The sequence below is a fragment of the Winogradskyella sp. ECml5-4 genome (assembly GCF_036903175.1).
In the GTDB taxonomy this organism is placed as follows: Bacteria; Bacteroidota; Bacteroidia; order Flavobacteriales; family Flavobacteriaceae; genus Winogradskyella; species Winogradskyella damuponensis.
In genome coordinates, this window is record NZ_JAYJLF010000005.1 from 44,251 (window position 1) to 71,115 (window position 26,865).

25 protein-coding genes are annotated in these 26,865 nt (G+C 32.4%); 19 read left to right on the top strand and 6 right to left on the bottom strand.

All coding sequences use genetic code 11. The features are described from left to right. Position 1: 1 nt before the first annotated feature. From mreC to rodA, 4 genes are read left to right on the top strand one after another with little or no spacing between them, the layout of a single operon-like run. A complete protein-coding gene (gene mreC / locus VDP25_RS05030; protein ID WP_215928756.1) occupies positions 2–823 on the top strand; it encodes a rod shape-determining protein MreC in 822 nt (273 codons plus the stop codon). Further along, complete coding sequence (locus tag VDP25_RS05035; RefSeq protein ID WP_215928754.1) at positions 816–1,322, top strand: rod shape-determining protein MreD; 507 nt, start codon at positions 816–818, stop codon at positions 1,320–1,322. Before mreC ends, VDP25_RS05035 begins: the two co-directional genes overlap by 8 nt. Further along, positions 1,319–3,253, top strand: a complete 1,935-nt coding sequence (gene mrdA / locus VDP25_RS05040) for a penicillin-binding protein 2 (protein WP_334467484.1) — start codon at positions 1,319–1,321, stop codon at positions 3,251–3,253. The genes VDP25_RS05035 and mrdA overlap by 4 nt, the downstream gene beginning before the upstream one ends. Positions 3,254–3,259: 6 nt before the next feature. Next, positions 3,260–4,540 carry a rod shape-determining protein RodA gene (rodA, locus tag VDP25_RS05045; protein ID WP_334467486.1) on the top strand — a complete coding sequence of 427 codons (1,281 nt, stop codon included), beginning with the start codon at positions 3,260–3,262 and terminating at the stop codon, positions 4,538–4,540. A gap of 60 nt (positions 4,541–4,600) precedes the next feature. Here the strand turns inward: rodA and VDP25_RS05050 are convergent, their stop codons facing one another. Beyond that, positions 4,601–7,231, bottom strand: coding sequence for a valine--tRNA ligase (locus VDP25_RS05050; RefSeq protein ID WP_334467487.1), 2,631 nt, complete (start codon positions 7,229–7,231; stop codon positions 4,601–4,603). 186 nt (positions 7,232–7,417) lie between these two features. Here VDP25_RS05050 and VDP25_RS05055 point away from each other — a divergent pair, with 186 nt between their 5' ends. The 5 genes from VDP25_RS05055 (at position 7,418) to VDP25_RS05075 (ending at position 11,700) form a co-directional block, all read left to right on the top strand. Further along, on the top strand, positions 7,418–7,843 hold the full coding sequence (locus VDP25_RS05055; protein WP_215928978.1) for a DUF1573 domain-containing protein: 426 nt from the start codon (positions 7,418–7,420) through the stop codon (positions 7,841–7,843). A 120-nt stretch (positions 7,844–7,963) separates the two neighbouring features. After that, positions 7,964–9,154, top strand: coding sequence for a pyridoxal phosphate-dependent aminotransferase (locus tag VDP25_RS05060; protein WP_334467488.1), 1,191 nt, complete (start codon positions 7,964–7,966; stop codon positions 9,152–9,154). Continuing rightward, positions 9,154–10,167, top strand: coding sequence for a UDP-N-acetylmuramate dehydrogenase (gene murB, locus VDP25_RS05065; protein WP_334467490.1), 1,014 nt, complete (start codon positions 9,154–9,156; stop codon positions 10,165–10,167). Before VDP25_RS05060 ends, murB begins: the two co-directional genes overlap by 1 nt. Before the next feature lie 196 nt (positions 10,168–10,363). Further along, positions 10,364–10,897 (top strand): RNA polymerase sigma factor, encoded by a 534-nt coding sequence (locus VDP25_RS05070; RefSeq protein ID WP_215928743.1) that lies wholly within the window; start codon positions 10,364–10,366, stop codon positions 10,895–10,897. 11 nt (positions 10,898–10,908) lie between these two features. Continuing rightward, positions 10,909–11,700, top strand: a complete 792-nt coding sequence (locus tag VDP25_RS05075) for an anti-sigma factor (protein WP_334467493.1) — start codon at positions 10,909–10,911, stop codon at positions 11,698–11,700. A gap of 72 nt (positions 11,701–11,772) precedes the next feature. Here the strand turns inward: VDP25_RS05075 and aqpZ are convergent, their stop codons facing one another. Then, a complete protein-coding gene (aqpZ, locus tag VDP25_RS05080) occupies positions 11,773–12,459 on the bottom strand; it encodes an aquaporin Z (RefSeq protein WP_334467495.1) in 687 nt (228 codons plus the stop codon). Between the two features lie 223 nt (positions 12,460–12,682). On the opposite strand from aqpZ, the gene VDP25_RS05085 reads away from it, so the two are divergent. From VDP25_RS05085 to VDP25_RS05110, 6 genes are all read left to right on the top strand, one after another. Further along, positions 12,683–12,886, top strand: coding sequence for a membrane or secreted protein (locus VDP25_RS05085; protein ID WP_334467496.1), 204 nt, complete (start codon positions 12,683–12,685; stop codon positions 12,884–12,886). A 6-nt stretch (positions 12,887–12,892) separates the two neighbouring features. After that, positions 12,893–14,005, top strand: a complete 1,113-nt coding sequence (locus VDP25_RS05090; RefSeq protein WP_334467498.1) for a glycosyltransferase — start codon at positions 12,893–12,895, stop codon at positions 14,003–14,005. Further along, positions 13,996–14,541, top strand: a complete 546-nt coding sequence (locus VDP25_RS05095) for an RNA polymerase sigma factor (RefSeq protein ID WP_334467500.1) — start codon at positions 13,996–13,998, stop codon at positions 14,539–14,541. Before VDP25_RS05090 ends, VDP25_RS05095 begins: the two co-directional genes overlap by 10 nt. A gap of 138 nt (positions 14,542–14,679) precedes the next feature. Further along, positions 14,680–15,552, top strand: a complete 873-nt coding sequence (gene lipA, locus VDP25_RS05100; protein ID WP_215928723.1) for a lipoyl synthase — start codon at positions 14,680–14,682, stop codon at positions 15,550–15,552. Next, entirely contained in the window at positions 15,552–16,547 is a 996-nt protein-coding gene (gap, locus tag VDP25_RS05105) for a type I glyceraldehyde-3-phosphate dehydrogenase (RefSeq protein ID WP_334467503.1), read from the top strand. The genes lipA and gap overlap by 1 nt, the downstream gene beginning before the upstream one ends. A 50-nt stretch (positions 16,548–16,597) precedes the next feature. Then, on the top strand, positions 16,598–18,838 hold the full coding sequence (locus VDP25_RS05110) for a tetratricopeptide repeat-containing hybrid sensor histidine kinase/response regulator (protein WP_334467505.1): 2,241 nt from the start codon (positions 16,598–16,600) through the stop codon (positions 18,836–18,838). Here VDP25_RS05110 and lpxK read toward each other — a convergent pair. After that, complete coding sequence (gene lpxK / locus VDP25_RS05115) at positions 18,831–19,829, bottom strand: tetraacyldisaccharide 4'-kinase (protein ID WP_334467507.1); 999 nt, start codon at positions 19,827–19,829, stop codon at positions 18,831–18,833. The two genes, VDP25_RS05110 and lpxK, sit on opposite strands and share 8 nt — an antisense overlap. Before the next feature lie 128 nt (positions 19,830–19,957). Between lpxK and VDP25_RS05120 the strand changes: the two genes are divergently transcribed. From VDP25_RS05120 to msrA, 3 genes are all read left to right on the top strand, one after another. Continuing rightward, positions 19,958–21,052: a Nif3-like dinuclear metal center hexameric protein gene (locus tag VDP25_RS05120; protein ID WP_334467508.1), complete on the top strand. Its 1,095-nt coding sequence runs from the start codon at positions 19,958–19,960 to the stop codon at positions 21,050–21,052. Positions 21,053–21,054: 2 nt separating this feature from the next. Continuing rightward, positions 21,055–21,840 (top strand): zinc ribbon domain-containing protein, encoded by a 786-nt coding sequence (locus tag VDP25_RS05125; RefSeq protein WP_215928714.1) that lies wholly within the window; start codon positions 21,055–21,057, stop codon positions 21,838–21,840. Positions 21,841–21,968: 128 nt separating this feature from the next. Continuing rightward, positions 21,969–22,631 carry a peptide-methionine (S)-S-oxide reductase MsrA gene (gene msrA / locus VDP25_RS05130; protein ID WP_334467511.1) on the top strand — a complete coding sequence of 221 codons (663 nt, stop codon included), beginning with the start codon at positions 21,969–21,971 and terminating at the stop codon, positions 22,629–22,631. A 38-nt stretch (positions 22,632–22,669) separates the two neighbouring features. On the opposite strand, the gene VDP25_RS05135 is transcribed toward msrA, so the two are convergent. Beyond that, positions 22,670–23,557 carry a carboxypeptidase-like regulatory domain-containing protein gene (locus VDP25_RS05135; RefSeq protein WP_334467513.1) on the bottom strand — a complete coding sequence of 296 codons (888 nt, stop codon included), beginning with the start codon at positions 23,555–23,557 and terminating at the stop codon, positions 22,670–22,672. A gap of 93 nt (positions 23,558–23,650) precedes the next feature. Further along, the gene (locus VDP25_RS05140) at positions 23,651–24,451 is read right to left on the bottom strand and encodes a class I SAM-dependent methyltransferase (RefSeq protein ID WP_334467514.1); all 801 of its coding nucleotides are present in this window, start codon (positions 24,449–24,451) and stop codon (positions 23,651–23,653) included. 42 nt (positions 24,452–24,493) lie between these two features. Here VDP25_RS05140 and VDP25_RS05145 point away from each other — a divergent pair, with 42 nt between their 5' ends. Next, positions 24,494–25,183 (top strand): hypothetical protein, encoded by a 690-nt coding sequence (locus VDP25_RS05145; RefSeq protein WP_334467516.1) that lies wholly within the window; start codon positions 24,494–24,496, stop codon positions 25,181–25,183. Positions 25,184–25,346: 163 nt separating this feature from the next. Here VDP25_RS05145 and VDP25_RS05150 read toward each other — a convergent pair whose 3' ends face one another. Further along, positions 25,347–26,735, bottom strand: coding sequence for a sensor histidine kinase (locus VDP25_RS05150; RefSeq protein ID WP_334467518.1), 1,389 nt, complete (start codon positions 26,733–26,735; stop codon positions 25,347–25,349). Between the last annotated feature and the right edge of the window lie 130 nt (positions 26,736–26,865).

Consider the following 26,865-nt stretch of genomic DNA (forward strand, 5'->3'; position numbering starts at 1 on the left):
AATGCAGCAAATTTTAAATTTTGTTATAAGAAACAAAACCTTTCTGTTGTTTTTATTACTTTTTAGTATTGCCTTAGCTTTAACCATTCAATCGCATTCTTATCATAGGAGTAAATTCATAAACTCAGCCAATGGATTAACAGGAGGAGTTTATAGCACCATCAATTCTGTTGACAAATATTTCAACTTAAAAACTGAAAATGATATTCTTTCGGAAGAAAACAAACGCTTAAGAGAACAACTATTTAATAGAAATACAACAACCGACTCTTCATTTATTGACACAACATATTCTAAATCAATATACAGAGTCACTATTGCAGATGTGTATAAAAACAGTTATTCCTCTACCAATAATTACCTCACATTAAACAAAGGAAGAAATGATAGTATTAAAGAAGATTTTGGCGTAATTACCTCTAAAGGAATCATTGGTATTATTGATAATACATCAAATAATTACTCAAGAGCTTTATCTATTCTAAATACAAGAAGTAGAATTAATGCGAAGTTAAAATCTACAAACCATATTGGTTCTTTAACATGGAATGGAGAATCTCCTATCTATGCTCAACTAGAAGACGTTTCTCAATTTGCACCTGTAAAAATTGGAGATACAATTCAAACAGGTGGACAATCTTCAATCTTCCCAAAAGGTATTGGTATTGGTACCATTTCTAGTTTTGAAAGTGATATTAGTGGTGACACCTACACAATACAAGTAAAATTGTTTAACGACATGACCAATATTGGCACCGTTTATATTTTAGAAAACTTAGACCGTAACGAAATCTTAAATTTAGAAAATAGTAGTGATGAATAATGTTACAGGCATAAATATCGCTAGGTTTATTTTACTATTATTAGCTCAGGTTGTGATATGTAATCAAATTAACTTTTTGGGGTATATTAACCCATATATCTATATTATTTTCATCTTCCTATTTCCAATAAGGGAAGAACGTCTTGTTCTTTTACTAGTGAGTTTTTTACTAGGTATGTTTGTAGACATGTTTTCAGATTCTGGTGGAGTACACGCAGCTGCTGCTGTAAGTTTAGCCTATGTAAGACCTATACTTTTAAAAAGTGCGTTTGGTATGTTATACGAACACCAAAGTATAAAGTTTAGCAACACAGACATGGGCAGCTTAATATCCTATATTTCATTAGGTACTCTAATTCATCATTTAATATTGTTCTCATTAGAAATTTTTAACATTTCCAACATACTTTTAATCTTACAAAAAACGTTATTTTCTAGTATTTTCACTATAATACTAAGCGTATTGATTATAATTTTATTTAGCCGAAACAAAAAATGAGAAAATTATTATTACTAACCACTGTAATTCTTGTTGGTCTTGTTTTTATTGCGCGCTTGTTTTACCTTCAAGTTTACAATAGTTCTGCTTACAATATTTTTGAAGACACTGCCATTAGAAAAGAATACAATTACCCTAAACGTGGTTATGTCTATGACAGAAACGGAAAACTTTTAGTTGCCAATCAACCTTCTTACGATGTAATGGTGATTCCTAGAGAAGTTAAGCCTTTAGACTCATTAGAACTAAATGAATTCTGCGAATTATTAAAAATAACACGAGAAGAATACGATAAAAAGCTAAAAAGGGCCACTAATTACTCGCCAAGATTATCTTCACCTTTTGTACAACAACTATCAAAGAAAGATTACGCTGTACTTCAAGAAAAAATGCGAAAATTTGAAGGCTTTTATATTCAAAAACGATCACTCCGTTCATATCAAACCAATATTGGTGCTAATGTATTAGGCGATCTAGGTGAAGTAAATCGTCAAACCATAAAAAATCAACCTTATTACGTATTGGGTGACCTTATTGGTAAGCAAGGTGTTGAAAAAACGTACGAAGAAGTACTACGAGGAGTAAAAGGTATAAAGTTTATTCAAAAAGATCGTTTTAATAAAAATATTGGTCCTTTTAAAGAAGGAGCATTAGACACTTTACCTCAACCCGGAAAGGATATTACAATAACCATAGACTCAGAACTACAAGCTTATGGCGAGTTATTAATGAAAAACAAACGTGGTGGTATAGTTGCTATAGATCCTCAAAGCGGTGAAATATTAGCTATGGTTACAGGTCCAAGTTACAATCCTAATTTGCTTGTAGGAAGAGAACGTAATAAAAATTTTAGTCGATTATTTAGAGATACGATTAACATGCCCACTTTTGATAGGGGTTTACAGGCTCAATATGCTCCCGGTTCGCCGTTTAAAGTAATCAACGCTCTTATAGGGCTACAAGAAGGTGTGGTTTCCGTTAATGAAACATTTCCTTGTCGAATGGGTTACTATTATGGCAATCGACGTTTAACAGGTTGCCACCATCACAAAAGTCCAGTTTCTATGAACTCTGGTATTGCACAATCTTGTAATGCTTATTTTGTGAATGTGTATCGTCGTATCGTAGATAAATATGATGACGCTGGAGATGGGATGAATATTTGGGCAAAACACGCAAAGAGTTTTGGGCTAGGTAACTTTTTAAATAACGATTTATCCGTAGGCCAACCTGGTAGAATTCCTGATGGAGATTATTATGACAAGGCTTATGGTGATAATCGTTGGGGTTCAACCTATATCGTTTCTAACGCCATTGGTCAGGGAGAAGTTGAAGCCACTCCAATTCAGTTGGCTAATATGGCTGCAGCTATTGGTAATCGTGGATATTACTACACTCCACATATTATAAAAGACATTGAAGGCGACACCATAGATATTAAATATAGAACTCCAAAATACACCACTATTGATAAAGAACATTTTGAACCTATAGTTCAAGGGATGTTTGATGTTTATAACGAGGGTACAGCAAAACACATAAGAGTTCCTGGTATTGATATTTGTGGAAAAACAGGTACTGCTGAAAATTTCATAAGAATAGATGGAGTCAAAACACAACTTACCGACCACTCTATTTTTGTCGCGTTTGCACCTAAAGACAATCCAAAGATTGCGATTGCTGTTTTTGTTGAAAACGGATATTGGGGAGGTCGTTTTGCCGGACGAATGGCAAGTTTAATGATAGAAAAATATATTAAAGGTCATATTACACGAACCGACTTGGAAAAATGGATTTTAACCCATAGTTTAGAAAATGAATATAAAAAACCATATTCTGGAGAACCATTTAAAATAAATGGAGAGACCACCCTCCAAGTCATTGACAACTATGCTATTGAAAATCCAAATCAAAGCAACGTAAAATTATAATAACGCATGCTGAGAGAAAACCAAAGACGTTTTAAATTTGATTGGATTACGATTATCCTATTTTTATTATTACTAGGTTTTGGGTATCTTAATATTTTATCTGCATCTCATGAAGGAGAAATTACAAGTTATTTTGACACGAGTCAACTTTACGGTAAACACCTCGTTTTTATTGGTTTAACATTCCTTCTTATTGTATTAATTCTTTCATTTGAAGCCAAATTCTATGAACAGTTTGCCAGTCTCATATATCTGGTCGCCATATTAGCTCTAATAGGTTTGTTTATTTTTGGTAAAGACGTTAATGGTGCACGTTCTTGGTATGGTATTGGTAGTATGACCATACAACCTAGTGAATTTGCTAAATTCGCCACTGCGCTCGCTGTTGCTAAGTATATTAGTGACCTGCAAACAAACATGCAGACCCTAAAAGATCAATTAAGGGTTACGGCCATTATTTTTATTCCAGCATTACTAATTTTACTTCAAAATGATGCTGGTAGTACTATCGTTTATTTAGCTTTTTTCTTTGTTTTTTATCGTGAAGGCCTACAACAAGTCTATTTAATTATCGCTTTATCTCTAATACTACTTGCTGTTTTATCGCTAAAGTTTGGCATTTTAATAACTGCAATTATAACCACATTGGTTATTGCTAGCATTTACTTTTTTAGCAAGAAAAAACGCGGTTCTATATTGCAATATATTGTTGCACTTCTGGTCTGTATTAGTTTTTCTTATGGAGTAAAACTGTTCTATCAGCATGGATTAAAAGTTCACCAACAAAATAGAATTAGTCTTTGGTTACGATTAGAAAAAGATCCAGCGAAATTAGAACGCATGAAAAAAGCCGAAGCCTATAATCTTATTCAATCTGAACAAGCGATAAGTTCAGGTGGCATTTCAGGTAAAGGCTTCTTACAAGGCACCAGAACTACAGGTAAATTTGTACCAGAACAACATACCGATTATATTTTTAGTACTGTAGGTGAAGAATGGGGCTTTTTAGGAACAAGTTTTGTTGTCCTCATATTTGTACTCCTTATTATTAGAATTTTGTATTTAGCTGAAGGCCAAAAATCACAATTCAGCCGCGTGTATGGCTATGGTGTTGCTTCTATTCTATTTGTACATTTCACCATTAATATAGGTATGGTAATGGGCTTAATACCAACCGTTGGTATTCCCCTACCCTTTTTTAGTTATGGAGGTTCAGGACTTTGGGGCTTTACTATTTTACTGTTTATTTTTATAAAGTTAGATAGTAATAAAATTAATGAGTGGTAAATAAAAAAAGACCGCTTTATCAGCAGTCTTTTTTTTTACAATATCTTAATGTGATAAGCTCTATTTTAAACTCGCTAAACTCGCTTTTATCGTTTCTATCTTAGCTAAAGCATCAGCTTCTTTCTTTTTCTCAGAAGCTACCACCTGTTCTGGCGCTCCAGCAACAAATCGCTCATTAGATAATTTCTTTTGAACAGATTTAAGGAAGCCTTCTGTATAGTTTAATTCTTCGGTTAACTTTTTAATTTCAGCTTCAACATCTATACTTCCTTCCATAGGAATAAAGTACTCATTAGATTTTACTCTGTATGTTAATGCTCCTTCAACAGCTTCTGTTACATATTCAAAGCTTTCAAGGTTTCCTAATTTTGAGATTACTTCATCAAACGTAGGTTTTACATTTTCATTATTAACGACAGAAAAACCAATGGCATCTTTAAACGCAATATTCTTTTGTTTTCTGATGTTTCTTAATCCAGAAATCACTTCAGATGCAAATTCAAATTCAGAAATCAAAGCTTCATTAATTGGCTTTGCTTCTGGCCACTTTGAAATGATTAAAGCTTCTTCTGGTGAACGTTCTTTAATATAATGCCAGATATCCTCAGTTAAAAACGGCATAAATGGATGAACTATTTTTAAGTTATCTTCAAAAATAGACATCACTTTTTCATAGGTCGTTCTATCTATTGGCTGCTGATATGCTGGTTTTACCATCTCTAACATCCATCCACAAAAATCATCATAAATCAATTTATAAATAGACATTAAAGCATCACTTAATCTGTATTTACTAAAGTGATCTTCTATCTCTACTAATACCGATTGAAATTTAGCTTCATACCATTCTAAAGCTATTTTACTAGAGTTAGGTTGTGCTATATCTGCAACCTCCCATAGATTGGTTAATTGAAATGCATTCCATATTTTATTTCCAAAACCTTTTCCTTGCTGGCATAAGGCTTCATCAAACATTAAATCGTTTCCTGCTGCAGAACTTAACAGTAATCCTACTCTAACTCCATCGGCAGTGTATTCTTCAATAAGTTTTAAAGCATCTGGAGAATTCCCAAGCGACTTCGACATTTTACGTCTTTGCTTATCTCTTACTAATCCTGTTAGATAAACATTCTCAAAAGGTTTTTCATCTTTATATTCATAACCAGCAATAATCATACGGGCTACCCAGAAAAATAGAATATCTGGCCCAGTTACCAAATCGTTTGTTGGGTAATAATATTTTATTTCTTCGTTTTCAGGATTTCTAATCCCATCAAACACACTCATTGGCCAAAGCCAAGAACTAAACCAAGTATCTAAAGCATCTGTATCTTGTGTTAAATCTGAAGCTTGAAGCGCAGCGTTTGAAGTTTTTACTCTCGCTAGCTCTACAGCTTCTTCTATAGATTCTGCAACCACAAAATCCTCTTTTCCATCTCCGTAGAAATAGGCAGGAATTTGTTGTCCCCAAAGTAATTGACGCGAAATGTTCCAATCGCGAATATTCTCCATCCAATGGCGATACGTGTTTTCAAATTTCTTTGGAAACAATTTCACTTCTCCTGTTTTTAAAACGGCATCAATAGCAGGTTGTGCTAAATCTTCCATCTTTAAAAACCATTGATCACTCAACCTTGGCTCTATAACTGCTTTTGTACGTTCTGATGTTCCTACTTTATTTATATGATTTTCAGTTTTCACTAAAACACCAGCCTCTTCCAATTCTTTTGTAATGGCTTTTCTTACAACAAAACGATCTTGACCTTCGTAATGCATCCCAAAGCTATTTAAACTAGCGTCTGCATTAAAAATATCGATAACTTCTAATTGATGCTTATCACCTAATACTTTATCATTTTCATCATGAGCAGGAGTTACTTTTAAACATCCTGTACCAAATTCAACATCCACATACTCATCTTCTATAATAGGAATAACACGTCCACAAATAGGAACAATCGCTTTCTTACCTTTTAAATGTGTAAAACGCTCATCATTTGGGTTAATACAAATAGCCGTATCACCAAAAATCGTTTCTGGTCGTGTGGTTGCTATGGTTAATTTTTCATCACTACCTTCAACTTTATATTCTAAGTAATAAAGTAAACCTTGTTTTTCAACATGAATAACTTCTTCATCAGACAAGGTTGTTTTTGCTTCCGGATCCCAATTCACCATACGGTATCCTCTATAAATTAGCCCCTTGTTGTATAAGTCAACAAACACCTTAATTACAGCTTCCGACATATCGTCATCCATAGTAAATTTTGTACGATCCCAATCACAAGAACATCCCAGTTTCTTCAGTTGGTCTAAAATAACACCTCCATACTCTTCGGTCCATTCCCAAGCATGTACTAAAAATTCTTCTCTAGTTAAATCATTTTTATCTATACCTTGCTCTTTAAGTTTAGCTACAACTTTAGCTTCAGTGGCTATTGAGGCATGATCTGTACCAGGTACCCAACAGGCATTTTTACCCAATAAACGTGCACGACGAATTAAGACATCTTGAATGGTATTATTCAACATATGTCCCATGTGTAACACTCCTGTGACATTAGGCGGAGGAATAACTATGGTATAAGGTTCTCTTTCGTCTGGTTTAGAATGAAAGTAATTGTGTTGCATCCAGTAATCGTACCATTTATTTTCTACTGACGACGCATTATATTTAGAAGGAATTTCCATGTTTGGTATTGTTTTTGTAATATAACAGACAAAAGTACTTATAATTCCTTTTTCGAAAAATTATTAGTGTAATAATATGGCATTAGAAACCATAATTTCTGTTAAATGAAATGTATTACGTCTAATAAATTTTGCTAGGAATTAAAAAGTAACTAGCTTTGACTAATCAATTTTAAAATTAAAATGATGAAAAATTTAATAGCAATTTTATTTGTAGGACTAATGAGCTTTGGTTCTTTCGCTCAAGAAAAGGTAGCAAAAATCGAATTTAAATCGACTGTAATCGATTATGGTACCATTGAAAAAGGAGCTGATGGAGTAAGAGTTTTTGAATTTACAAATACAGGTAACGCACCTTTGGTAATTTCTAATGTGAAATCTACTTGCGGTTGTACAGTGCCTAAAAAACCTAAAGGACCTATTATGCCAGGTGAAACGGGCGAAATAGAAGTAAAATACGATACTAAAAGAGTTAATCCAATTAGAAAAACTATAACTGTTTTTTCTAATGCTGAAACTCCAACAGTAGCCTTAAAAATTAAAGGTCTAGTTGTTGATTCTAACAAAACTAGCGTATTAGAAAAGAAAAGCAAGAGTATGATTGAGCAATAAGCTCCAATCATAATAAAATTTACAATGAGTTCTCAAATTGAGAGCTCATTTTTTTTATGTTTTTTTTACATATTAACACTAATATTTTTCAGAACTTAGCAATTTAAAACCAATATCAAAATGCCAACAATTTCGAATAAAGGCATCAACATGCCAGAATCGCCAATTAGAAAATTGGTACCGTATGCAGAAGCTGCTCATAAACAAGGAAAAACTGTCTATTATCTTAACATAGGTCAGCCAGATATAAAAACGCCTACAATAGCATTAGATGCTGTAAAAACGCATTCATTAGATATTTTAGCTTATTCGCGTTCTGAAGGTTCTGAAAACTATAGAATGAAAATTGCTGAATACTACAAAAGAAATGATATACATGTTAGTCATAACGACATTATCGTTACCACAGGAGGAAGTGAAGCACTTTTATTTGCTTTTGGTAGTATTATGGACGTTGATGATGAGATTATAATCCCTGAACCTTTTTATGCTAATTACAATGGTTTCTCTACAGCTTCAGGTGTTAATGTTGTCCCTGTAATTTCTAAAATTGAAAACAATTTTGCCTTACCTTCTATAGAAGAATTTGAGAAGTTAATTACACCTAAAACTAAAGCCATTTTAATTTGTAACCCAGGAAATCCAACCGGTTACTTATATTCTAAAGAAGAAATAAAACAACTTGCAACTATTGTAAAGAAGCACGATTTATTTTTAATTGCCGATGAAGTTTATAGAGAATTTGTTTACGATGGCATTGAACATTATTCTATTTTACAAGAACCTGGTTTAGAAGAGCATGCTATTATTATTGATTCTGTTTCTAAACGTTATAGTATGTGTGGTGCACGTATTGGCTACTTAGTTTCTAAAAACAAAGAATTTATAAGAACTGCTTTAAAATTTGCTCAAGCAAGGTTAAGTCCACCAACTTTAGCACAAATAGCTAGTGAAGCGGCATTAGATACACCACAAAGTTATTTTGATGATGTAAAAGAAGAATACGTAAAACGTAGAGATATACTAATTGGTGAATTAGAAAAAATAGAAGGTGTTAAAGTTGCTAAACCAAACGGCGCATTTTACTGCATTGCTGAGTTGCCTGTAAAAAACTCAGATGATTTTGCTAAATGGTTATTAGAATCTTTTGATTACAATAACAATACAGTTATGGTTGCTCCTGCTGCAGGCTTTTACTCTACACCTGGCGTTGGATTAAACCAAATTCGTATTGCTTATGTTTTAAATGAAGATAGTTTAAGAATCTCTGTAAAAATTTTAGAAGAAGCCTTAAAAGTATATAAAGACTAATGACTATCATTAACAATACTTCATTAAAACCGTTTAACACTTTTGGCATTGAAGCTAAAGCACAATCTTTTTGCAATATAAATTCTATTAAAGACCTTAGTATTGTTTTAAAAGAACACCACTCTAACCCCTTATTTATTTTAGGTGGAGGCAGTAATATGTTGCTAACAAAAGACATTGAAGCCTTGGTGCTTCACATTAATTTAAAAGGTATTGAAGTTGTAAGTGAAACAGAAAACACCGTTATTGTTAAAGCAATGGCTGGCGAAAATTGGCATAATTTTGTACTCTGGTGCTTACAACACAATTACGGAGGAATTGAAAATTTGTCATTAATTCCTGGAAATATTGGCACTGCTCCAATTCAGAATATTGGTGCCTACGGAGTTGAATTAAAAGATGTTTTTTTGAGTTGTGAAGCTATGAATATAAAGGATCAGTCATTAAAAACATTCAACAAATCCGATTGTAATTTTGGATATAGAGAGTCTATATTTAAGCAAGACTTAAAAGGGCAATATATTATTACCAGCGTTAATTTAGAGCTTACTAAAACAAATCATCAATTACACACAGATTATGGCGTCATTAGAAACGAATTAGAAGCTAACGGTATTAAAGCCCCAACAATTCAGGACATTTCAAATGCCGTAATAGCCATTAGGCAAAGCAAATTGCCGGATCCAAAAGAAATTGGTAATAGTGGTAGTTTCTTTAAAAACCCAATAATCTCAACAGAAGATTTTATTAAATTAGAACAGAATTTCCCAGACATACCATCATACAAAATATCAGATACAGCTGTAAAAGTACCCGCTGGATGGCTTATTGAAAAAGCAGGCTTTAAAGGCAAACGTTTTAAAGATTATGGTGTACACAATAAACAAGCTTTGGTATTAGTTAATTATGGCAACGCCGCAGGGAAAGATATATTAGAGTTAGCTCAATTAATACAGAGTACAATACAACGATTATTTAATATTAGTATAGAAACAGAAGTCAATATCATATAAGACAAAAGCCCCAATTAAGAATTAAGACTTTTGAATTTAGAATAATTTAAAAAAATGCTATTAATCAACCCTTTAAGGAGGTAAAATTATTCTAATACTATATTGTGAGCACCTCTATAAGGTGTATTTAATTATATTTACGTTTATAATTTAAATTTAGATCTTTTAAAATTCAGAAAATCAATATTTTAACATTTTGAGCATAACACCTACAGAGCAAAAAATAATAGATTATCTTCAAAAAGGGGATAAACGCGCTTTAAACTTACTTTACGAAAACTATTCGAACAGCCTGTATGGTGTGATTTTAAAAATTACAATTAACGAAGAGGTAGCACAAGATGCCTTACAAGAAACCTTCGTAAAGGTTTGGAAAAACGCTTCAAAATATGATGCATCTAAAGCAAAACTCTTTACTTGGTTATTCCGAATTGCAAGAAATACAGCCATAGATAAACTAAGAAGTTTTAATAATCGTTTTCATAAAGAAGTCCAAATTGAAACTTCAAACGTATATATTCTACCAACAACAAATTTTAATCAAGATGTCATGGACATTAAAGAACATGTTGGTAGACTAGAAGAAAAATATCAAATTGTGTTAGATGCTTTGTTTTTTCAAGGAATGACACAACAAGAAGCTAGTGACGAATTAGATATTCCACTTGGCACTATTAAATCTAGATTAAAAATAGGATTGCGTGAACTGAAGAAAGTTTATAATCCATAAATTATTTGATCATGGAAACAAAATTACATAACTTTTTAAATTCTAACCTGCTTAATAAGTATTTGGTTGGAGACACGTCTATAGAAGAATCTAAAGACGTTGAACACTTTATTTCAAATTATCCTGAAGCAGCCCAAGCTTACGAAGAACTTCAAGATAATTTAGAGATTGTAGCAAAAGCTGGCGCTATAGAAGCACCTAATCACATACTATCAAACCTATTAGATACTATAGAAGACACTAATGATACTAAAGTGATTCACTTGGCACAAAATAGAAGAACACCTTGGTACAGTATTGCTGCTAGTGCCGCCGCCATTTTATTCGCTGTAACATCATTTATACTGTATCAAAAAAACATACAATTAAATCAGGAAAACAATATTGTAGTTGAAGAAATTTTTGATTTACGAAGTGATATAGAAAGTAACAATTCTAAATTAGACCAATTATCTAGAGAGTTACTAAAACTAAACAATCCTGACGCTAGGAAGTATGTTATTAATGGTAACGAACGTGCTAAAAACTTAAAAACTGTAGCCTATATTAATCCGGTTGAAAAAACCTCTATGATTGATGTGATTACTCTTCCTCAATTACCAGAAGAACAACAATATCAAATTTGGGCGGAATTACAAGACCGAATGGTTAACCTAGGTATTTTAGATGAATCTGATCGCAGATTAAAACAGATTCCATATATGGAAGATGCCTTAGCACTTAGTATTAAAATTGGTACTAAAGGCAATAATGCCAACGAAAACGACACTGAAGTTGCTGAGATTTCTTTAAAAGATAAATAAGCAGAACAACTTTATATAAATTAAAAGAGGCGCAATAAAAATTGCGCCTCTTTTTGTTTTATTAAAAATAACCTACTCCTTTTCGAAAACTGTTTTGTGAATAACCCCACCAATAATAGCGCCTACTATTGGAGCTACCCAAAACAACCAAACTTGAGATAAATAAGCCCCGTCGGCAAATATAGCTTGACTTAAAGACCTTGCTGGGTTTACCGATGTATTTGTAATAGGAATACTAATTAAGTGAATTAAAGTTAAAGCTAAACCAATAGCAATAGGAGCAAACCCTTTTGGTGCTCTAAAATTTGTACTCCCTAAAATGACAATTAAGAAAAAAGCCGTTAGCACAACTTCTGCAATTAAAGCAGACATCATACTATAGCCATCAGGTGATAACGCATCATATCCATTAGCAGCAAAACCTCCTACTCCATCAAAACCTGCTTTGCCAGAAACAATAAGATACAATACACTGGCTGCTACTACAGCACCAACTACTTGAGCAACAATATAACCTAATAAATCTTTAGCTTCAAATTTTCCACCAGCCCAAAGTCCAATAGAAACAGCAGGATTAAAATGACCTCCCGAAATGTGTCCAACAGCGTAAGCCATAGTTAATACAGTAAGACCAAATGCTAAGGCAACACCTACAAATCCAATTCCTAATTCAGGAAATCCAGCAGCAAAAATTGCACTACCACAACCACCAAATACAAGCCAAAATGTTCCGAAGAACTCTGCGAATAATTTTTTCATAATTCTTAAATTAATTTAGTTAGTAATAATTGTTTTATTAGTAATAAGACACAGCATCAATAAGTTAAGTCACAAAAGAATTGAGTAAAAAATAAATGTAAAAGCATTATCTTTGCATTAAATTTAAGCAATTAGGTGCAGCATCCGTAGTTAAAAACTCCATTATTCACTGAAATTAAATTATGGATTGATAATCTGACCATCTAAATACAATAAAAGACAAATGAAACTATTACTAATTACATTAGGATTATTAGCTTTAGCAGTAGCAGGAATCGCTATAAAAATATGGGCAAAAAAAGACGGTAAATTTGCAGGTACTTGCGCTAGCCAAAACCCCATGCTTAACAAAAACGGGGAAGCTTGTGGTTTTTGTGGGAAAACAGCAGACGAATACAAAGACTGTAACGAACCTCAACATTCTTAAGCCTTAATGACACTTCCCTCAATACTATTTTATGCATTTATTGCAGTTGTTAGTATTCAAATTATATATTATCTTAGTTTTCTTTTCACTTTTGGTGTTAAGCATGCTGAAACACGACTAAAAAAGCACATTCCAATATCTGTAATAATATGTGCTAAAAACGAAGCCGAAAATTTAAAGAAAAATATTCCCTTAATATTAAACCAAGCCTATTCAGATTTCGAAATTGTCTTAGTTAACGATAGTTCGTTTGACAATTCATTAGAAATTATGAAAGATTTTGAAGCCAAAAACAACAATATTAAACTTGTTGATGTAAAAATAAATGAAGCATTCTGGGGAAATAAAAAATACGCACTCACCTTAGGTATAAAAGCCTCTAAACATGATTTTTTAGTTTTTACTGATGCGGATTGCATACCAAATTCTAAACATTGGCTAGCACATATGAGCAGTGGTTTTTCTAACCAAAAATCTATTGTATTAGGTTATGGTGCTTATGCTAAAAAGAAATTTTCTTTTTTAAATAAACTTATCCGTTTTGAAACCGTAATGACTGCTTTACAATACTTTTCTTATGCCGAAATGGGCTTACCTTATATGGGAGTGGGCCGCAACATGGCGTATAGAAAAGATTTATTCTTTAACAATTGTGGGTTTAACAGTCACATGTCTATTAAATCTGGTGATGACGATTTATTTATAAACGAAGTCGCAAACACCACGAATACAGCCATCTGTTTCAGTAAAGAAAGTTTTACAATTTCTGAACCTAAGACAACATTAAAGGCGTGGATTCTTCAAAAAAGAAGACATATTAGCACCGCAAATTTTTACAAATTGAAGCATCAATTATTATTAGGTGTATTTTATATTACTCAATTATTATTCTGGACTCTAGGAATTTCACTTATAATTTTAGGCTTTTCTTGGCAATGGATTATTGCTTTAATTAGCTTACGACTTGTAGTACAGTGGTTAAGTTTTGGATTTACAGCTAAAAAATTTGAAGAAACAGACCTTATTATCCTTGCTCCTTTTTTAGAATTATTTCTTATTACTACACAATTAAGTATCTTTATAACTAATCTGATATCTAAGCCTAAACATTGGAAGTAAAAGAAGCTATAAACAAAGCAAAAAATAATAATCAAATTGCATTTAATTTTCTCCTAGACTCGTATTGGAATGATGTCTATGCTTTTCAACTTAAACGCACCATGAACGAAAATGATGCAGAAGACATAACCATACAGACATTCTCTAAGGCTTTTGACAAGATTAGCACCTATAATGAGGACTATAAATTTAAGACTTGGCTTCTCACTATCTCGAAAAATATTCATATCGATTTAATTAGAAAACAAAAGCAATCAATTAGAAATACATCTAAAGATGACGATAACCAATATTTTGATATTGTTGATGATTCACCAACACCTGAAGATAAAATTATTACAGAACAGAATCTTGCAAACCTTCTAAAGGACATTAAGAAACTAAAACCACATTACCAAGAAGTCATTAACTTAAGGTACTTTCAGGAACTGAGTTACAAAGAAATTTCTGAAGAACTAAATGATCCTATAAATAATGTAAAAGTTAAACTGCTGCGTGCAAAAAAACTATTGGCTGCAATTATTACAAAATCTTAATATTGCCTTCCTTTAAAAGATTGAATGCCTTCAGGGTTTAAACAACAAATAATTTTTACACCGTATTAAGTCCGCTTCATTACTCTAAACTTTTTTATTATTTACTTCGTATCTTTGCGTCTTGAAATTGAGAATTGCATGGAAACCAAAATTGCTTCAAACATTTTACCTGAACGTAAACCAAAATGGCTTAGAGTTAAATTACCAACTGGCAAAAAATACACAGAATTAAGAACCTTAGTAGATAAGTACAAATTAAATACCATTTGTACGTCTGGAAGTTGCCCAAACATGGGCGAATGTTGGGGAGAGGGTACAGCTACATTTATGATTTTAGGAAATGTATGTACACGTTCTTGTGGTTTTTGTGGTGTAAAAACAGGCCGACCAGAAACGGTTGATTGGGACGAACCAGAAAAAGTAGCACGTTCTATAAAGTTAATGCAAATTAAACATGCCGTTTTAACAAGTGTAGACAGGGATGACCTTAAAGATATGGGAAGTATTATGTGGGCAGAAACTGTAAAAGCAGTTAGACGCATGAATCCTGAAACAACATTAGAAACATTAATTCCAGATTTTCAAGGTATTGAAAAACATATCGATCGCATCATAGATGTAGCACCAGAAGTTGTGTCTCATAATATTGAAACTGTAAGACGCCTAACTCGTGATGTAAGAATACAAGCGCAATACGACAGAAGTTTAGGAGTTTTAAAATATTTAAAAGCCCAAGGGCAACGTAGAACCAAATCTGGAATTATGTTAGGCCTAGGTGAAGAACGTGAAGAAGTGATACAAACCCTTCACGATTTAAGAGCTAACGATGTAGATGTTGTTACTATTGGTCAATACCTCCAACCAAGTAAAAAACATTTGCCTGTAAAGCAGTTTATCAATCCAGATCAGTTTGATGAATATAAAGCTATTGGGTTAGATTTAGGCTTTAGACATGTAGAAAGTAGTGCTTTAGTAAGATCTTCATACAAAGCTCAAAAACATATTAATTAATGATTACGATAGCCATTAACGGCTTTGGTAGAATTGGCCGTCGCGTATTTAGATTAGCCTTAGAGCATCCTGAAATACAAATTGTTGCTATTAATGATTTAGCCGATTCTAAAACCTTAAGTCACTTATTAAAGTACGATAGTATTCATGGCGTATTAAAAGACACGATTTCTTTTGATGAACACCATATTATTGTAAATAATATTTCAATCCCTTTATATAGAGAATCGCATCCTAAAACATTAGATTGGTCTAAAGTTCAACCAGATTTTGTTATTGAATCTACAGGGAAATTCAAAACAAAAACAGAACTAGAGCACCATTTACAAAATGGCGCAAAAAGAGTTATTCTATCAGTTCCGGCATTAGAAGATGATATTAAAACAATTGTTTTAGGTGTTAATGATAACACATTAACAGGCTCTGAAACAATTATATCAAACGCATCCTGTACTACAAATAATGCCGCTCCAATGATTGCTCTAATAAAAGAGCATCTTGGTATAAAGCAAGCTTATATTACTACAATTCACTCATATACTACAGACCAAAGTTTACACGATCAACCGCACAAAGATCTAAGACGAGCTAGAGCAGCAGGACAATCTATAGTACCAACCACAACTGGAGCTGCTAAAGCACTAACAAAAATTTTCCCAGACTTGTCTGATGTCATTGGTGGATGTGGTATTAGAGTACCAGTTGCAAATGGCTCGTTAACAGATATTACTATAAATGTTGAAAAACCAACATCTATCTCAAAAGTTAACGAAATATTTAAAAATGCAGCTGATTATCAGCTAAAAGGCATCCTTGAATATACTGAAGACCCAATTGTATCTATTGATATTGTTGGAAATCCACACTCTTGCATCTTCGATTCGCAAATGACTTCAGTAATCGGTAACATGGTAAAAATAGTAGGCTGGTACGATAATGAAACAGGATATAGTTCAAGAATTTTAGATTTAATTTGCAATTTAACCGAGAAATAGCCACTTTTATCGAATAAATAATTATATTTGCTTGAATTAAAGTGAGCTGAATGTCCCAAATCAAATATTACATATTTGTATTTCTAGCATGTTTTTGTAGTCTTATTTTCGCGCAACAAGATAGCGATGAAGATAAAGACATGCTAGCATTAAAGCTTCAGAACCACTTAGAGCAAGCTAAACTTGAGAGTAATCGTGGCGACTATTACAATGCTAAAGATAATCTAAACAAGGCACTTGTAATTGCAGAAAAAATTGACGATAAGTCTAACCAAGGTACAATTCATACCAAAATTGCAAAAGTTCAATTTTTAGTTAATGAGGAATCACAAGCTAAAATTTCACTTAACAAAGCCATTCAAATTCAACGTGAAAATAATGATTATGGCAACCTTGCTGTTACTTATAATATAAAAGGTGTAATTCACAGCACACAAGAAGAATACAAAAAAGCTTTAGAATATTACAATTCTGCAAAAAACCTATTTGAACAAGAAGGCTTAGAAGCTTATATTTCAGAGGTCACACTCAATGAAGCAAAAATCTATATTGCTCAAAAACGGTACGAAGAAGCAAAATCAGAATTAGAAAAAACCATACTTATAGCCAAGAAACACGATCAAAAACGTCGCCTTAGCAGTGCTTTAATTCAGAGTGGAAAAATTTATAGTGAGCTAAATAATCTCAAGATGGCATTATCTCAAACCGAAGAAGGTTTAGCCATTGCCCAATCACAAAAAATCATAGAAAATGTAAATGAGGCTTTCCTTACTCTGAGTGCTATTCATGAAAAAAATGGAGATTATAAAAATTCGCATAGTTATATCAAAAAACATATTCAACTATCCGATTCTATATTAAATGTAAAACGAGCAAACTTAGCACCAGGGATATCTAGCCAATATATTAATAATTATAAAGATGCTGAAAACGCACAATTAAAAGCACAAATAGACGAAGTTAGTGCCGAAACTGCCTTTTCTAAAATCACAACAATTTTAAGTATTGCCTTAATAACCATTTTGTCGCTATTAACGTTATCTCTGTATAAAAACAACAATATAAGACTCAATACCAACACTATGCTTCATAAAAAGAATGATGAGCTTATTGTTGCCAAAGAGAAAGCAGAATTAGCTTCTAAAACAAAAGCTAACTTCTTATCTACTGTAACTCATGAGTTACGTACTCCGTTATATGCCGTTACAGGACTTACGAATATGCTATTGGACGAAGACCCTAAAGAGCACCAAATACCACATTTAAAATCTTTAAAATTCTCTGGAGATTACCTACTAACCTTTATCAACGATATTCTTCAAATTAATAAAATTGAAGCCAATAAAGTAGAGTTAGATCCTGAAAATTTTAATCTTAAAAATAAATTAGAAAACGTTATATCTGCTCTTAGCAATTCGGCTAACGATCAAGATACAACAATACATTTTGACTATGAAGAAGGGCTACCAGAATCATTTATTGGTGACCAACTAAAGATTTCCCAAATCTTAATTAACCTACTTGGTAATGCTATTAAATTCACAAAAGATGGAGACATCTGGGTGAGAACGTACAAAACTGATGTCAAAGACAACGTGTACAATCTTCGCTTTGAAATTGAAGATAATGGTATTGGTATTACAAAAGAAAAACAAGACCAAATGTTTGACAGCTTCTCTCAAGGCTCTGTACAAATTAACAGAAAGTACGGAGGTACTGGTTTAGGTTTATCTATTGTAAAAGGACTAATTCAAATTCTAAAAGGAAAAATTTACTTAAAGAGTGAACTTGGTAAAGGTTCTACATTCGTCTTTGAGATTCCTTTAGAGTATGATAAAAACGCCGAAAAACCTCAAGTAGAAGAAGTTAAAAAAGTTAATAAGATGGAAAGTTTGGATTTAAGTAACGTTAAAATTCTAATTGTAGAAGACAACAAGATTAATCAAATGATTACTAAAAAGATTCTCAACAAGATGAATCTGTACTGTGATGTGGTTGATAATGGTGAAGCTGCAGTAGAGCAAGTAAAAGAAGTAGCATACGATGTTGTTTTAATGGACATTCATATGCCTGGAATTAGTGGATTAGAAGCCACAAAAATCATTAGAACTTTTGATAAAGAACTCACCATTTTTGCCCTAACAGCAGTAACGTTAGAAGACAAAATGCACGAATTTGGCGAAGCTGGTTTTGATGATATTATTTCTAAACCTTTTAAACAAGAGGATTTTGAAGACAAATTACATGCTGCTCTTTCCGGTGAAAAAATTATATCTAGTTTTTTTAACTAACAAACGCACTAACCGCAGCATCAAACTGTTCTGAATTATCTATTTTTATTTGAATAGGCAAATAATACAATTTACTTTTTAACTCTTCATAACCGGACAAACGCACATAGTCCTTTTCCGTTGTAATAATTAACGATTTTGAAGCTAAGGTTTCAATATCTGAAACTTTAAAACTATAGTGATCGCTAAATTCCATGTGATCAAACTCTAACCCTTTTTCAACTAAGAAATCTACCAATGGTTTTGCATTAGCAATACCTGTAACTAAGGTAAATTTTGGAAGCTTTACTAACTCTAACACTTCATATTCTGAAATCACATCGGTCGCATAATCCACATAACTGAAAAATAGTTTTTGATGTTTTTTTAATTTCAACTTAGAAGTAATCTTCTGTTTTTCAGCTTCAGAAAGATCCTTCTTACATTTTGTAACAACAATTAAATCGGCCCTTTTTGCTCCAGATCTTGGCTCACGCAAGTTTCCTGTAGGCAAAACAATATCTTTATAATAAAGATTATGATAAGCCGTTAGTAGAATATTACATCCCGCTTTTACTTTTCTATGCTGAAAAGCATCATCTAACAAAATAACTTCTGGTAACGAATTTAAAGTTCTAAGTTCTGCAATTCCATTTTGTCGGTCAGCGTCAACAGCAACGGTTACATTACTAAACTTTCTATAAAACTGAAAAGGCTCATCACCAATAGTATCTGCACTCGCATATTTATCTGCTAAAACAAAACCGTCTGTTTTACGTTTATAACCTCTACTTAATGTAGCAAGCTCTTTATTGTCCTTTAGAAGTCTAATTAAATATTCTATCATTGGTGTTTTCCCTGTTCCACCTGTACTAAGATTACCAACACAAATCACAGGGAAATCATACGATTTAGAGGTTTTAAATCCAGAATCGTACAGCCAATTACGCAACCAAGTAATGACATAATAAATGGGTACAATAGGAAATAATATGATGCGGATAAACTTCATGTGTTTTTATTTATAGCATATTTTTGTCACATGGAACATCACAATAACCATAGTGTTTTAAAGGCAAAATAGAGAATTGATGTTTCACGACGACTAAATTATATTATTTTTGAAACAAATATACACTTATGATTATACAAGACGTAATTAATCACTTGCACGATTTAGCACCTTTAGCTTATGCTGAAGATTTTGATAATGTTGGACTTTTAGTAGGTGATAAAAATGAAACTGTTTCTGGCATCTTAGTCACACTAGACACACTAGAAACTGTTGTAGATGAAGCTATTGAAAACAATTGCAATCTTATTGTAAGCTTCCATCCTATCATATTTTCAGGTTTAAAAAAATTAACAGGCAAAACATATGTAGAGCGTGTTGTTATTAAAGCCATTCAGCATAAAATTGCAATTTTTTCAATTCATACAGCTTTAGATAATGCAATTGAAGGTGTTAATTCTATTATTTGTGATCAATTAGGTTTAAAAAACAAAAAAATATTAATTCCACAATCTGGTACAATAAAAAAACTACAAACTTATGTTCCAAAGGCAAATGCAGAATCTCTAAGAACTGCGTTATTTAAAGCTGGTGCCGGAAACATTGGTAATTATGAATCTTGTAGTTTTAATATGGAAGGTGAAGGAACTTATTTAGGAAATGAAGATTCTAATCCGGTAATTGGTGAAAAAGGAAAATTACATACCGAAAAAGAAACTGCAATTTCCGTGACGTTCAAAAAGCATTTAGAATCTAAAATTTTAAAGACTTTATTTGAAACGCATCCATATGAAGAAGTGGCTTACGAGATTTCAACCTTAGAAAACAACAATCAGCATATTGGAATAGGCATGATTGGCGAGCTCGAAAACGCCATGAAAACCGAAGAATGCCTCAATTTTATTAAAACTAGAATGCAAACAGAGTGTATTAGACATTCAAAATCGCTAAATAAACCTATTAAACGAATCGCCGTTTTAGGAGGTTCCGGGAGTTTTGCCATAAGCGCTGCAAAAGCTGCAAACGCTGACCTTTTGATTACAGCAGACCTAAAATACCACGACTTTTTTAGTGCAGAAAACGCTATAGTTTTAGCAGATATTGGACATTATGAAAGCGAACAGTTCACAAAATCGTTTTTAGTAGACTATCTCTCGAAAAAAATCACTAATTTTGCAATCATTTTATCAAAGAAAAATACAAATCCGATAAAGTATTTATAATTATGGCAAAAAAAGCTGAAGTTTCTGTTGAAGAGCGATTAAGAGCACTATATGATTTACAATTAATTGACTCTAGAGTAGACGAAATAAGAAATGTCAGAGGTGAGCTTCCTTTAGAAGTTAGAGATTTAGAAGACGAAGTTGAAGGGCTTAACTTAAGATTGGAAAAGTTAAATGATAGTCTTGCTATTATTGACGATGAGATTAAAGGAAAGAAAAACTTAATTGAAGAAGCAAAATCTTTAATCACAAAATACAGTGAGCAACAAAAAAATGTTAGAAATAACAGAGAATACAACTCATTGACAAAAGAGGTTGAATTTCAAGAATTAGAAATTCAATTAGCTGAAAAGCACATCAAAGAATTTAAAGCTCAGATAGAGCAGAAAAAAGTAGTCATTTCTGAAACTAAAGACCGTTTAAAAGATCGTAATGCTCACCTTAAACACAAAAAAGGTGAACTAAACGAAATTTTAAAAGAAACAGAAAAAGAAGAAGAAGCACTTATCAACAAATCATTAGATTTTCAAAAGAAAATTGATGAGCGTCTTGTTAAAGCATACCTTAGAATTAGAAACAACGTTAAAAATGGTTTAGCTGTTGTTGCTATTGAGCGTGGAGCATCTGGAGGTTCTTTCTTTACTATTCCACCACAAGTGCAAGTAGAAATTGCTTCTCGTAAGAAAGTAATTACTGACGAGCATAGTGGACGTATCTTAGTTGATGCTGCACTAGCTGAAGAAGAAAAAGTAAAAATGAATAAATTATTTGCTAAACTTAGTAAATAAACATTCAACACATCATATATCTAAGCCTTTGCCAACGCAAAGGCTTTTTTTATTTAATATAATTTTATAATAATTTAAAATAAGGATTTACAATTTTCTACGACTACTTAATTAAAGAAAATTAAAGCATGAAAAAATTACTAAGTATTTTAACTATAACCTTAGTGTTCAGTTGTCACAACCAAGCACAAACAAACCCAAAGCAACAAGCTGTAATCGACGCAGAACCCGTAGTGGTGCCGTTAAAAGACGGTAAAGCAAAAGCTTATTTTGCAAGTGGTTGCTTTTGGTGTGTAGAAGCAATTTTTGAGAGTGTAAAAGGCGTTGAAGAATCTATTTCAGGATATGCTGGTGGATATACTGAAAACCCAACTTATGAAGCAAGCAATACGGGTAAAACCGGCCACGCAGAAGCTGTAGAAATTATTTATGATCCTGAAGTCGTAAGTTTTGCAACTTTGGTAGATGTGTATTTTGGTTCTCAGAATCCTACTCAAGTTAATGGCCAAGGACCAGATCATGGCTCGCAATACCGCTCTATTATCTTTTATCAAAACGATGAACAAAAGCAAATCATAGAAGATAAAAAAGCAGCATTAGCCAAAGAATTAGATACCACTATAGCCGCTGAAGTTTATCCTTTCCAAAAATTTTGGATTGCCGAAGATTACCACCAAAACTATGAACGCTTACATCCTAATCAAGGCTATATAAGAAATGTTTCTATTCCGAGATTAAATAAATTCAAAGCTAAATTCCCTGAGTTATTGAAGGAGAATAAAAACCATTAAATAATAAGACCACAGGTCTTAAACAATTATAAAAAAACTTATTCTAAAAGATACTCCACTTCAACCCCTATCATAGGATTTAAAAATCCCACTTTAGTGCGTTTCGGATTTTTATAATCAATAGCGCCTCGCCTCCAGCCTGAGTTATGGTAATTAGACCAAGTCTGCAACGTCTTATCCTCTGTAAATGTATACCTATACATGGGACCAAAATAAGCGTACTTTTTTACTTTACCATGTGCATTAACCATTTCTACACCTACACACATTCCATTTTCAGGAAAGGGAATGCCTAAATCTTCAACATTAACCCATAATTTATATTTTTTATTTTTAGGATGAACGTATATATTTTCATTATACAATAATTCTCCTGGTGCATTTGCAATAGAATCAAACTGATAAAATTTCACATTAAAAGTGGCTATATATTCAGCATCTTTTCGATTTTTTAGGTTGATGTAAACCCTTTTTACTTTTCCTGTTTTATTTTTAAGATTCTCAATTAAAACCGCGGTTTCATATCCAATTAAAGACGTTACACTCTGATTGCCGTCACGCTGTTCACCTAAAATTTCCTTTTTGCCATATTTTAGCTTTTTACTAGAAATAAGAACCTCATCTAAACCTTCAGTTTTAGGTGCTAGTAGAACTTCATACGTCAAGTTATTCTTAAATACATTAACTGCTATCAATTTCGATTGATAGCCTATTGTTGAAACCTTTAAAGTATCTGTATGAACATTTTTTACCTTCAGCTTAAAGCTTCCTAATTCATCTGAGTAGGTTCCTTTCCCGTTCTTTAAAAGAATATTTGCATACGCTATAGCTTCACCTGTTAAAGAATCTTTTACAACTCCATTAATGCTTTGAGCTGCACAAAAATTGATACTAAGTAGAAAGATTAGACGTTTTATTGTATTCAAATTAAAATTTATTAATCGGTAAGTGAGTGTTTACATTTAGCTTAAAAACGAGTTAACACTCAATTTCTGCGGCGTTGCGTCATAAAAAAACGACTAGATTTTTGTGGCCTTCAACTCAAAAATCATAGGGAACAATTGATGCTTCATCTTATACATTCCGGATTCCGTTTTTATTAAATCTGGAAATACATCATAAGGACTTTCGTCATATTCATTAAGATAGTCAATTTGCAAACCGGCTTCAATAAGCGAGTTAACAACTTCGCTTAAGCCATGATTCCAACCATACTCTTTACTTACCATTTTTGAATCCTGATTAGCATAAGTCCCTTCATATTCGTCATAAATCACTTCATCTTGACTGTAATGATATATCATTTTTGGTTGCCCATCCACATAATCAAACATCCATGCAATAGGATGAAATTCTACAATGTAAAATATTCCTCCAACGTTTAAGCGTTCTGCAATCATTTTAGCCCAAGGCTTTAAATCTGGCAACCAACCAATAGTTCCGTAACTGGTAAATACAATATCAAAAGTTTCAGAAATATGTTTAGAAGTCTCTAAAACATTGCAGCATACAAATTCTGCATCGAGTTGTAATTCGGTATTTAATTCCTTCGCTAATTTCACACCTTCATTACTCAAATCTACACCAGTACACTTTGCTCCCATCCGACTCCAACTCAATGTATCTTGACCAAAATGACACTGCAAATGCAATAACGACTTCCCGTTTACATCACCCAACGCCTTTAACTCATAAGGCATTAATGATGTTTTTCCCGCTTTAAAAGCGTCCATATTATACATTTCACTTTGAGCATGTATGGCTACTTTTTTATTCCAAGTAGCCTTATTTACTTCAAAATAATTAGTGTCGTCTTTCATGGTTGATTAATTTAGCGTGTAATTTACTATATCTTTTTTAATATGAAGTCATTAAATCTAGGTCTCATCTGTTTACTACTTGTTTTGAACTGTAAATCTGATCCACAACAAACAAGCTTAAAAACCGACACTCAAGAATTATCCATAGCTAAAAAAATTGCAAACGCCCATGGTTTTGAACATTGGAAGAATGTCTCTGAAATAAAATTCACCTTTCAAGTAGATACCGATACTAGAAATGGAAAAGGACGGTCTTGGTCTTGGTATCCTAAAAGCGATGAAGTACTTTTTGAATCTTTACATGGAGAACAACGATATTCCAGAAAGCATATGGACAGTACACTAATAGCCAATGATAGAGGCTTTATTAATGATAAATTCTGGCTTTTGGTTCCTTTTCAATTGGTATGGGACACTTCTGCTACAATTTCTGAACCCACAAAAGCACAAGCTCCAATTAGCAAAACCGAATTAAATAGGATAACCCTTACCTATTCTAACGAAGGCGGTTACACACCAGGCGATGCTTATGATATTTTTTATGATGAACAATTTATAATAAGAGAATGGATTTACAGAAAAGGTAATTCAGCAGAACCTTCACTAACTACAACTTTTGAAAATTACAAAGATTACAATGGCATTAAAATAGCGACAGATCACAAGCAAGAAGGTGGCAACTGGAATTTGTATTTTACAGATGTCAGTATCACTTTGGATGATCAGAAATAAGGCTGTATTTTTGCAATCTATAATGTAAGATTCGTGTTCTAAGTTTTAACTTAAAATACATAGCTTACATTTTCCGCCTTAGGGCGTCTATATATATATTAAAAGCACTTCAATTTTTTATATTGAAGTGCTTTTTTCTTGAGACATATAAGAAGAAACAGACTTAAACGCTTTGCAAATCAATAGCGACATTAAATCTAAAAGAGGTTCCTACTCCTGTTTCACTTTCTAAAATTAAGTTTCCTCCTAACATTTCTATATAGGCTTTAGATATAGATAAGCCAATACCAGAGCCATGAAGAGCATTTTTATTACCGACATCAACCTGATAAAAAGGATTAAAAATAGTCTCTTTTTTATCTTCAGGAATACCAACACCTGTATCTTTTATAAAAAATTCTAATTGAGACGCAGAACTATCCAAACTACAACTAACATAAATTCTATCGCCTTTAGAAGTGTACTTTATAGCATTCTCTATTAAATGCTTTAATACTGCTGTAAGCTTATCATTATCTGAATTTATTAGACTCTCACTTTCTGGAATAAAATTATTTAATGTAAACGCAACATTTTTCATTTCTGCTTCTGGCAAGAACAACTCATAAATTGACCGAATACTCTCGTTCACACTAAACAACGATTTTCTAACAGTCATTAGACCTGTTTCAATCTTAGATATATTCAAAATATCTGTAATTACATCTAATAACTCATTACCACTCCCTTCTATCACCTTAACATATTCTTGGTATTCTTCATCTTGCTTGTGATAAGCTTTTAAAAGTTCAGCACTACCCAAAATACCATACATTGGTGTTCTAATTTCGTGACTCATATTGGTCAAAAATGCTGATTTTAACTGATCGGACTCTTCTGCACGCTCTTTTGCAATAATTACATTTTTATGCTTTTCAAGAAGTTCTTCTTGTAATTGATTTTCTTTTAATAATGCATTGTGCAAACGATCTACTAAAAACGAAACTGAAAGAACTGTAAGCAGTCCAAAAAGTACATTATTAATAAAGACAACAAATAATATTTCTATTGGTGACTCTGAAAAAAACCGAATATCTACCCACTTAACATAATCAACAATCAATACAATAGCATAAAACACTGCAGATACTACAACAGAATTAACACCTGCTTTTTTTCCACTATAAAGTGTTATTAAAATGCTAAGCATAAAAAGCAAAATAGTTCCATTACCATTAAGCCCTAGATCTATAATTAAAGCAAAAGACAACAAAAACAAATTGATGGAAAAAAGAGTTTTCTTTGTTGTTAGATGCATTCGTTTATTAAAAAGCAAAAACAGCATAACTAAAACAGCTACAGTATCTATTACAAAAACAAAGTCTTTATCTAATGCAATAGCCATTCCTGCACTAGGAATATAAGATATTAAACTTAAGGCAAGGGTTAATATTAAAATAGAGACAAACAGTTTGTCTCTAAAATAGGTTAAGTCTTCTTTTTCTTTTTGATTAGAAAAACCACTATACTCAATATACCATTGGCGATAGGACAACCAAAGTTTTTTTAGCATATACAAAATTATTATTCGCTATTTATTTAGCCGAAAAAATGTGCGTAAAACTATTTAATTCTTTTTAATTCTTATGACACTTTCTGAATTAATCGATTAACGGAAATTTAATATAATTATGCTATTTTTG

Excerpts from the sequence above, each read along its gene's own strand:
- msrA (WP_334467511.1), top strand. The coding sequence starts at position 21,969 with ATGAAAAAATTACTAAGTATTTTAACTATAACCTTAGTGTTCAGTTGT.
- VDP25_RS05075 (WP_334467493.1), top strand. The coding sequence starts at position 10,909 with ATGGAAACAAAATTACATAACTTTTTAAATTCTAACCTGCTTAATAAG.
- VDP25_RS05120 (WP_334467508.1), top strand. The coding sequence starts at position 19,958 with ATGATTATACAAGACGTAATTAATCACTTGCACGATTTAGCACCTTTA.
- VDP25_RS05145 (WP_334467516.1), top strand. The coding sequence starts at position 24,494 with ATGAAGTCATTAAATCTAGGTCTCATCTGTTTACTACTTGTTTTGAAC.
- VDP25_RS05090 (WP_334467498.1), top strand. The coding sequence starts at position 12,893 with ATGACACTTCCCTCAATACTATTTTATGCATTTATTGCAGTTGTTAGT.
- VDP25_RS05060 (WP_334467488.1), top strand. The coding sequence starts at position 7,964 with ATGCCAACAATTTCGAATAAAGGCATCAACATGCCAGAATCGCCAATT.
- VDP25_RS05035 (WP_215928754.1), top strand. The coding sequence starts at position 816 with ATGAATAATGTTACAGGCATAAATATCGCTAGGTTTATTTTACTATTA.
- lipA (WP_215928723.1), top strand. The coding sequence starts at position 14,680 with ATGGAAACCAAAATTGCTTCAAACATTTTACCTGAACGTAAACCAAAA.
- murB (WP_334467490.1), top strand. The coding sequence starts at position 9,154 with ATGACTATCATTAACAATACTTCATTAAAACCGTTTAACACTTTTGGC.
- rodA (WP_334467486.1), top strand. The coding sequence starts at position 3,260 with ATGCTGAGAGAAAACCAAAGACGTTTTAAATTTGATTGGATTACGATT.
- VDP25_RS05150 (WP_334467518.1), bottom strand. The coding sequence starts at position 26,735 with ATGCTAAAAAAACTTTGGTTGTCCTATCGCCAATGGTATATTGAGTAT.
- VDP25_RS05085 (WP_334467496.1), top strand. The coding sequence starts at position 12,683 with ATGAAACTATTACTAATTACATTAGGATTATTAGCTTTAGCAGTAGCA.
- VDP25_RS05050 (WP_334467487.1), bottom strand. The coding sequence starts at position 7,231 with ATGGAAATTCCTTCTAAATATAATGCGTCGTCAGTAGAAAATAAATGG.
- VDP25_RS05140 (WP_334467514.1), bottom strand. The coding sequence starts at position 24,451 with ATGAAAGACGACACTAATTATTTTGAAGTAAATAAGGCTACTTGGAAT.
- mreC (WP_215928756.1), top strand. The coding sequence starts at position 2 with ATGCAGCAAATTTTAAATTTTGTTATAAGAAACAAAACCTTTCTGTTG.
- VDP25_RS05110 (WP_334467505.1), top strand. The coding sequence starts at position 16,598 with ATGTCCCAAATCAAATATTACATATTTGTATTTCTAGCATGTTTTTGT.
- mrdA (WP_334467484.1), top strand. The coding sequence starts at position 1,319 with ATGAGAAAATTATTATTACTAACCACTGTAATTCTTGTTGGTCTTGTT.
- VDP25_RS05125 (WP_215928714.1), top strand. The coding sequence starts at position 21,055 with ATGGCAAAAAAAGCTGAAGTTTCTGTTGAAGAGCGATTAAGAGCACTA.
- gap (WP_334467503.1), top strand. The coding sequence starts at position 15,552 with ATGATTACGATAGCCATTAACGGCTTTGGTAGAATTGGCCGTCGCGTA.
- lpxK (WP_334467507.1), bottom strand. The coding sequence starts at position 19,829 with ATGAAGTTTATCCGCATCATATTATTTCCTATTGTACCCATTTATTAT.
- VDP25_RS05055 (WP_215928978.1), top strand. The coding sequence starts at position 7,418 with ATGAAAAATTTAATAGCAATTTTATTTGTAGGACTAATGAGCTTTGGT.
- aqpZ (WP_334467495.1), bottom strand. The coding sequence starts at position 12,459 with ATGAAAAAATTATTCGCAGAGTTCTTCGGAACATTTTGGCTTGTATTT.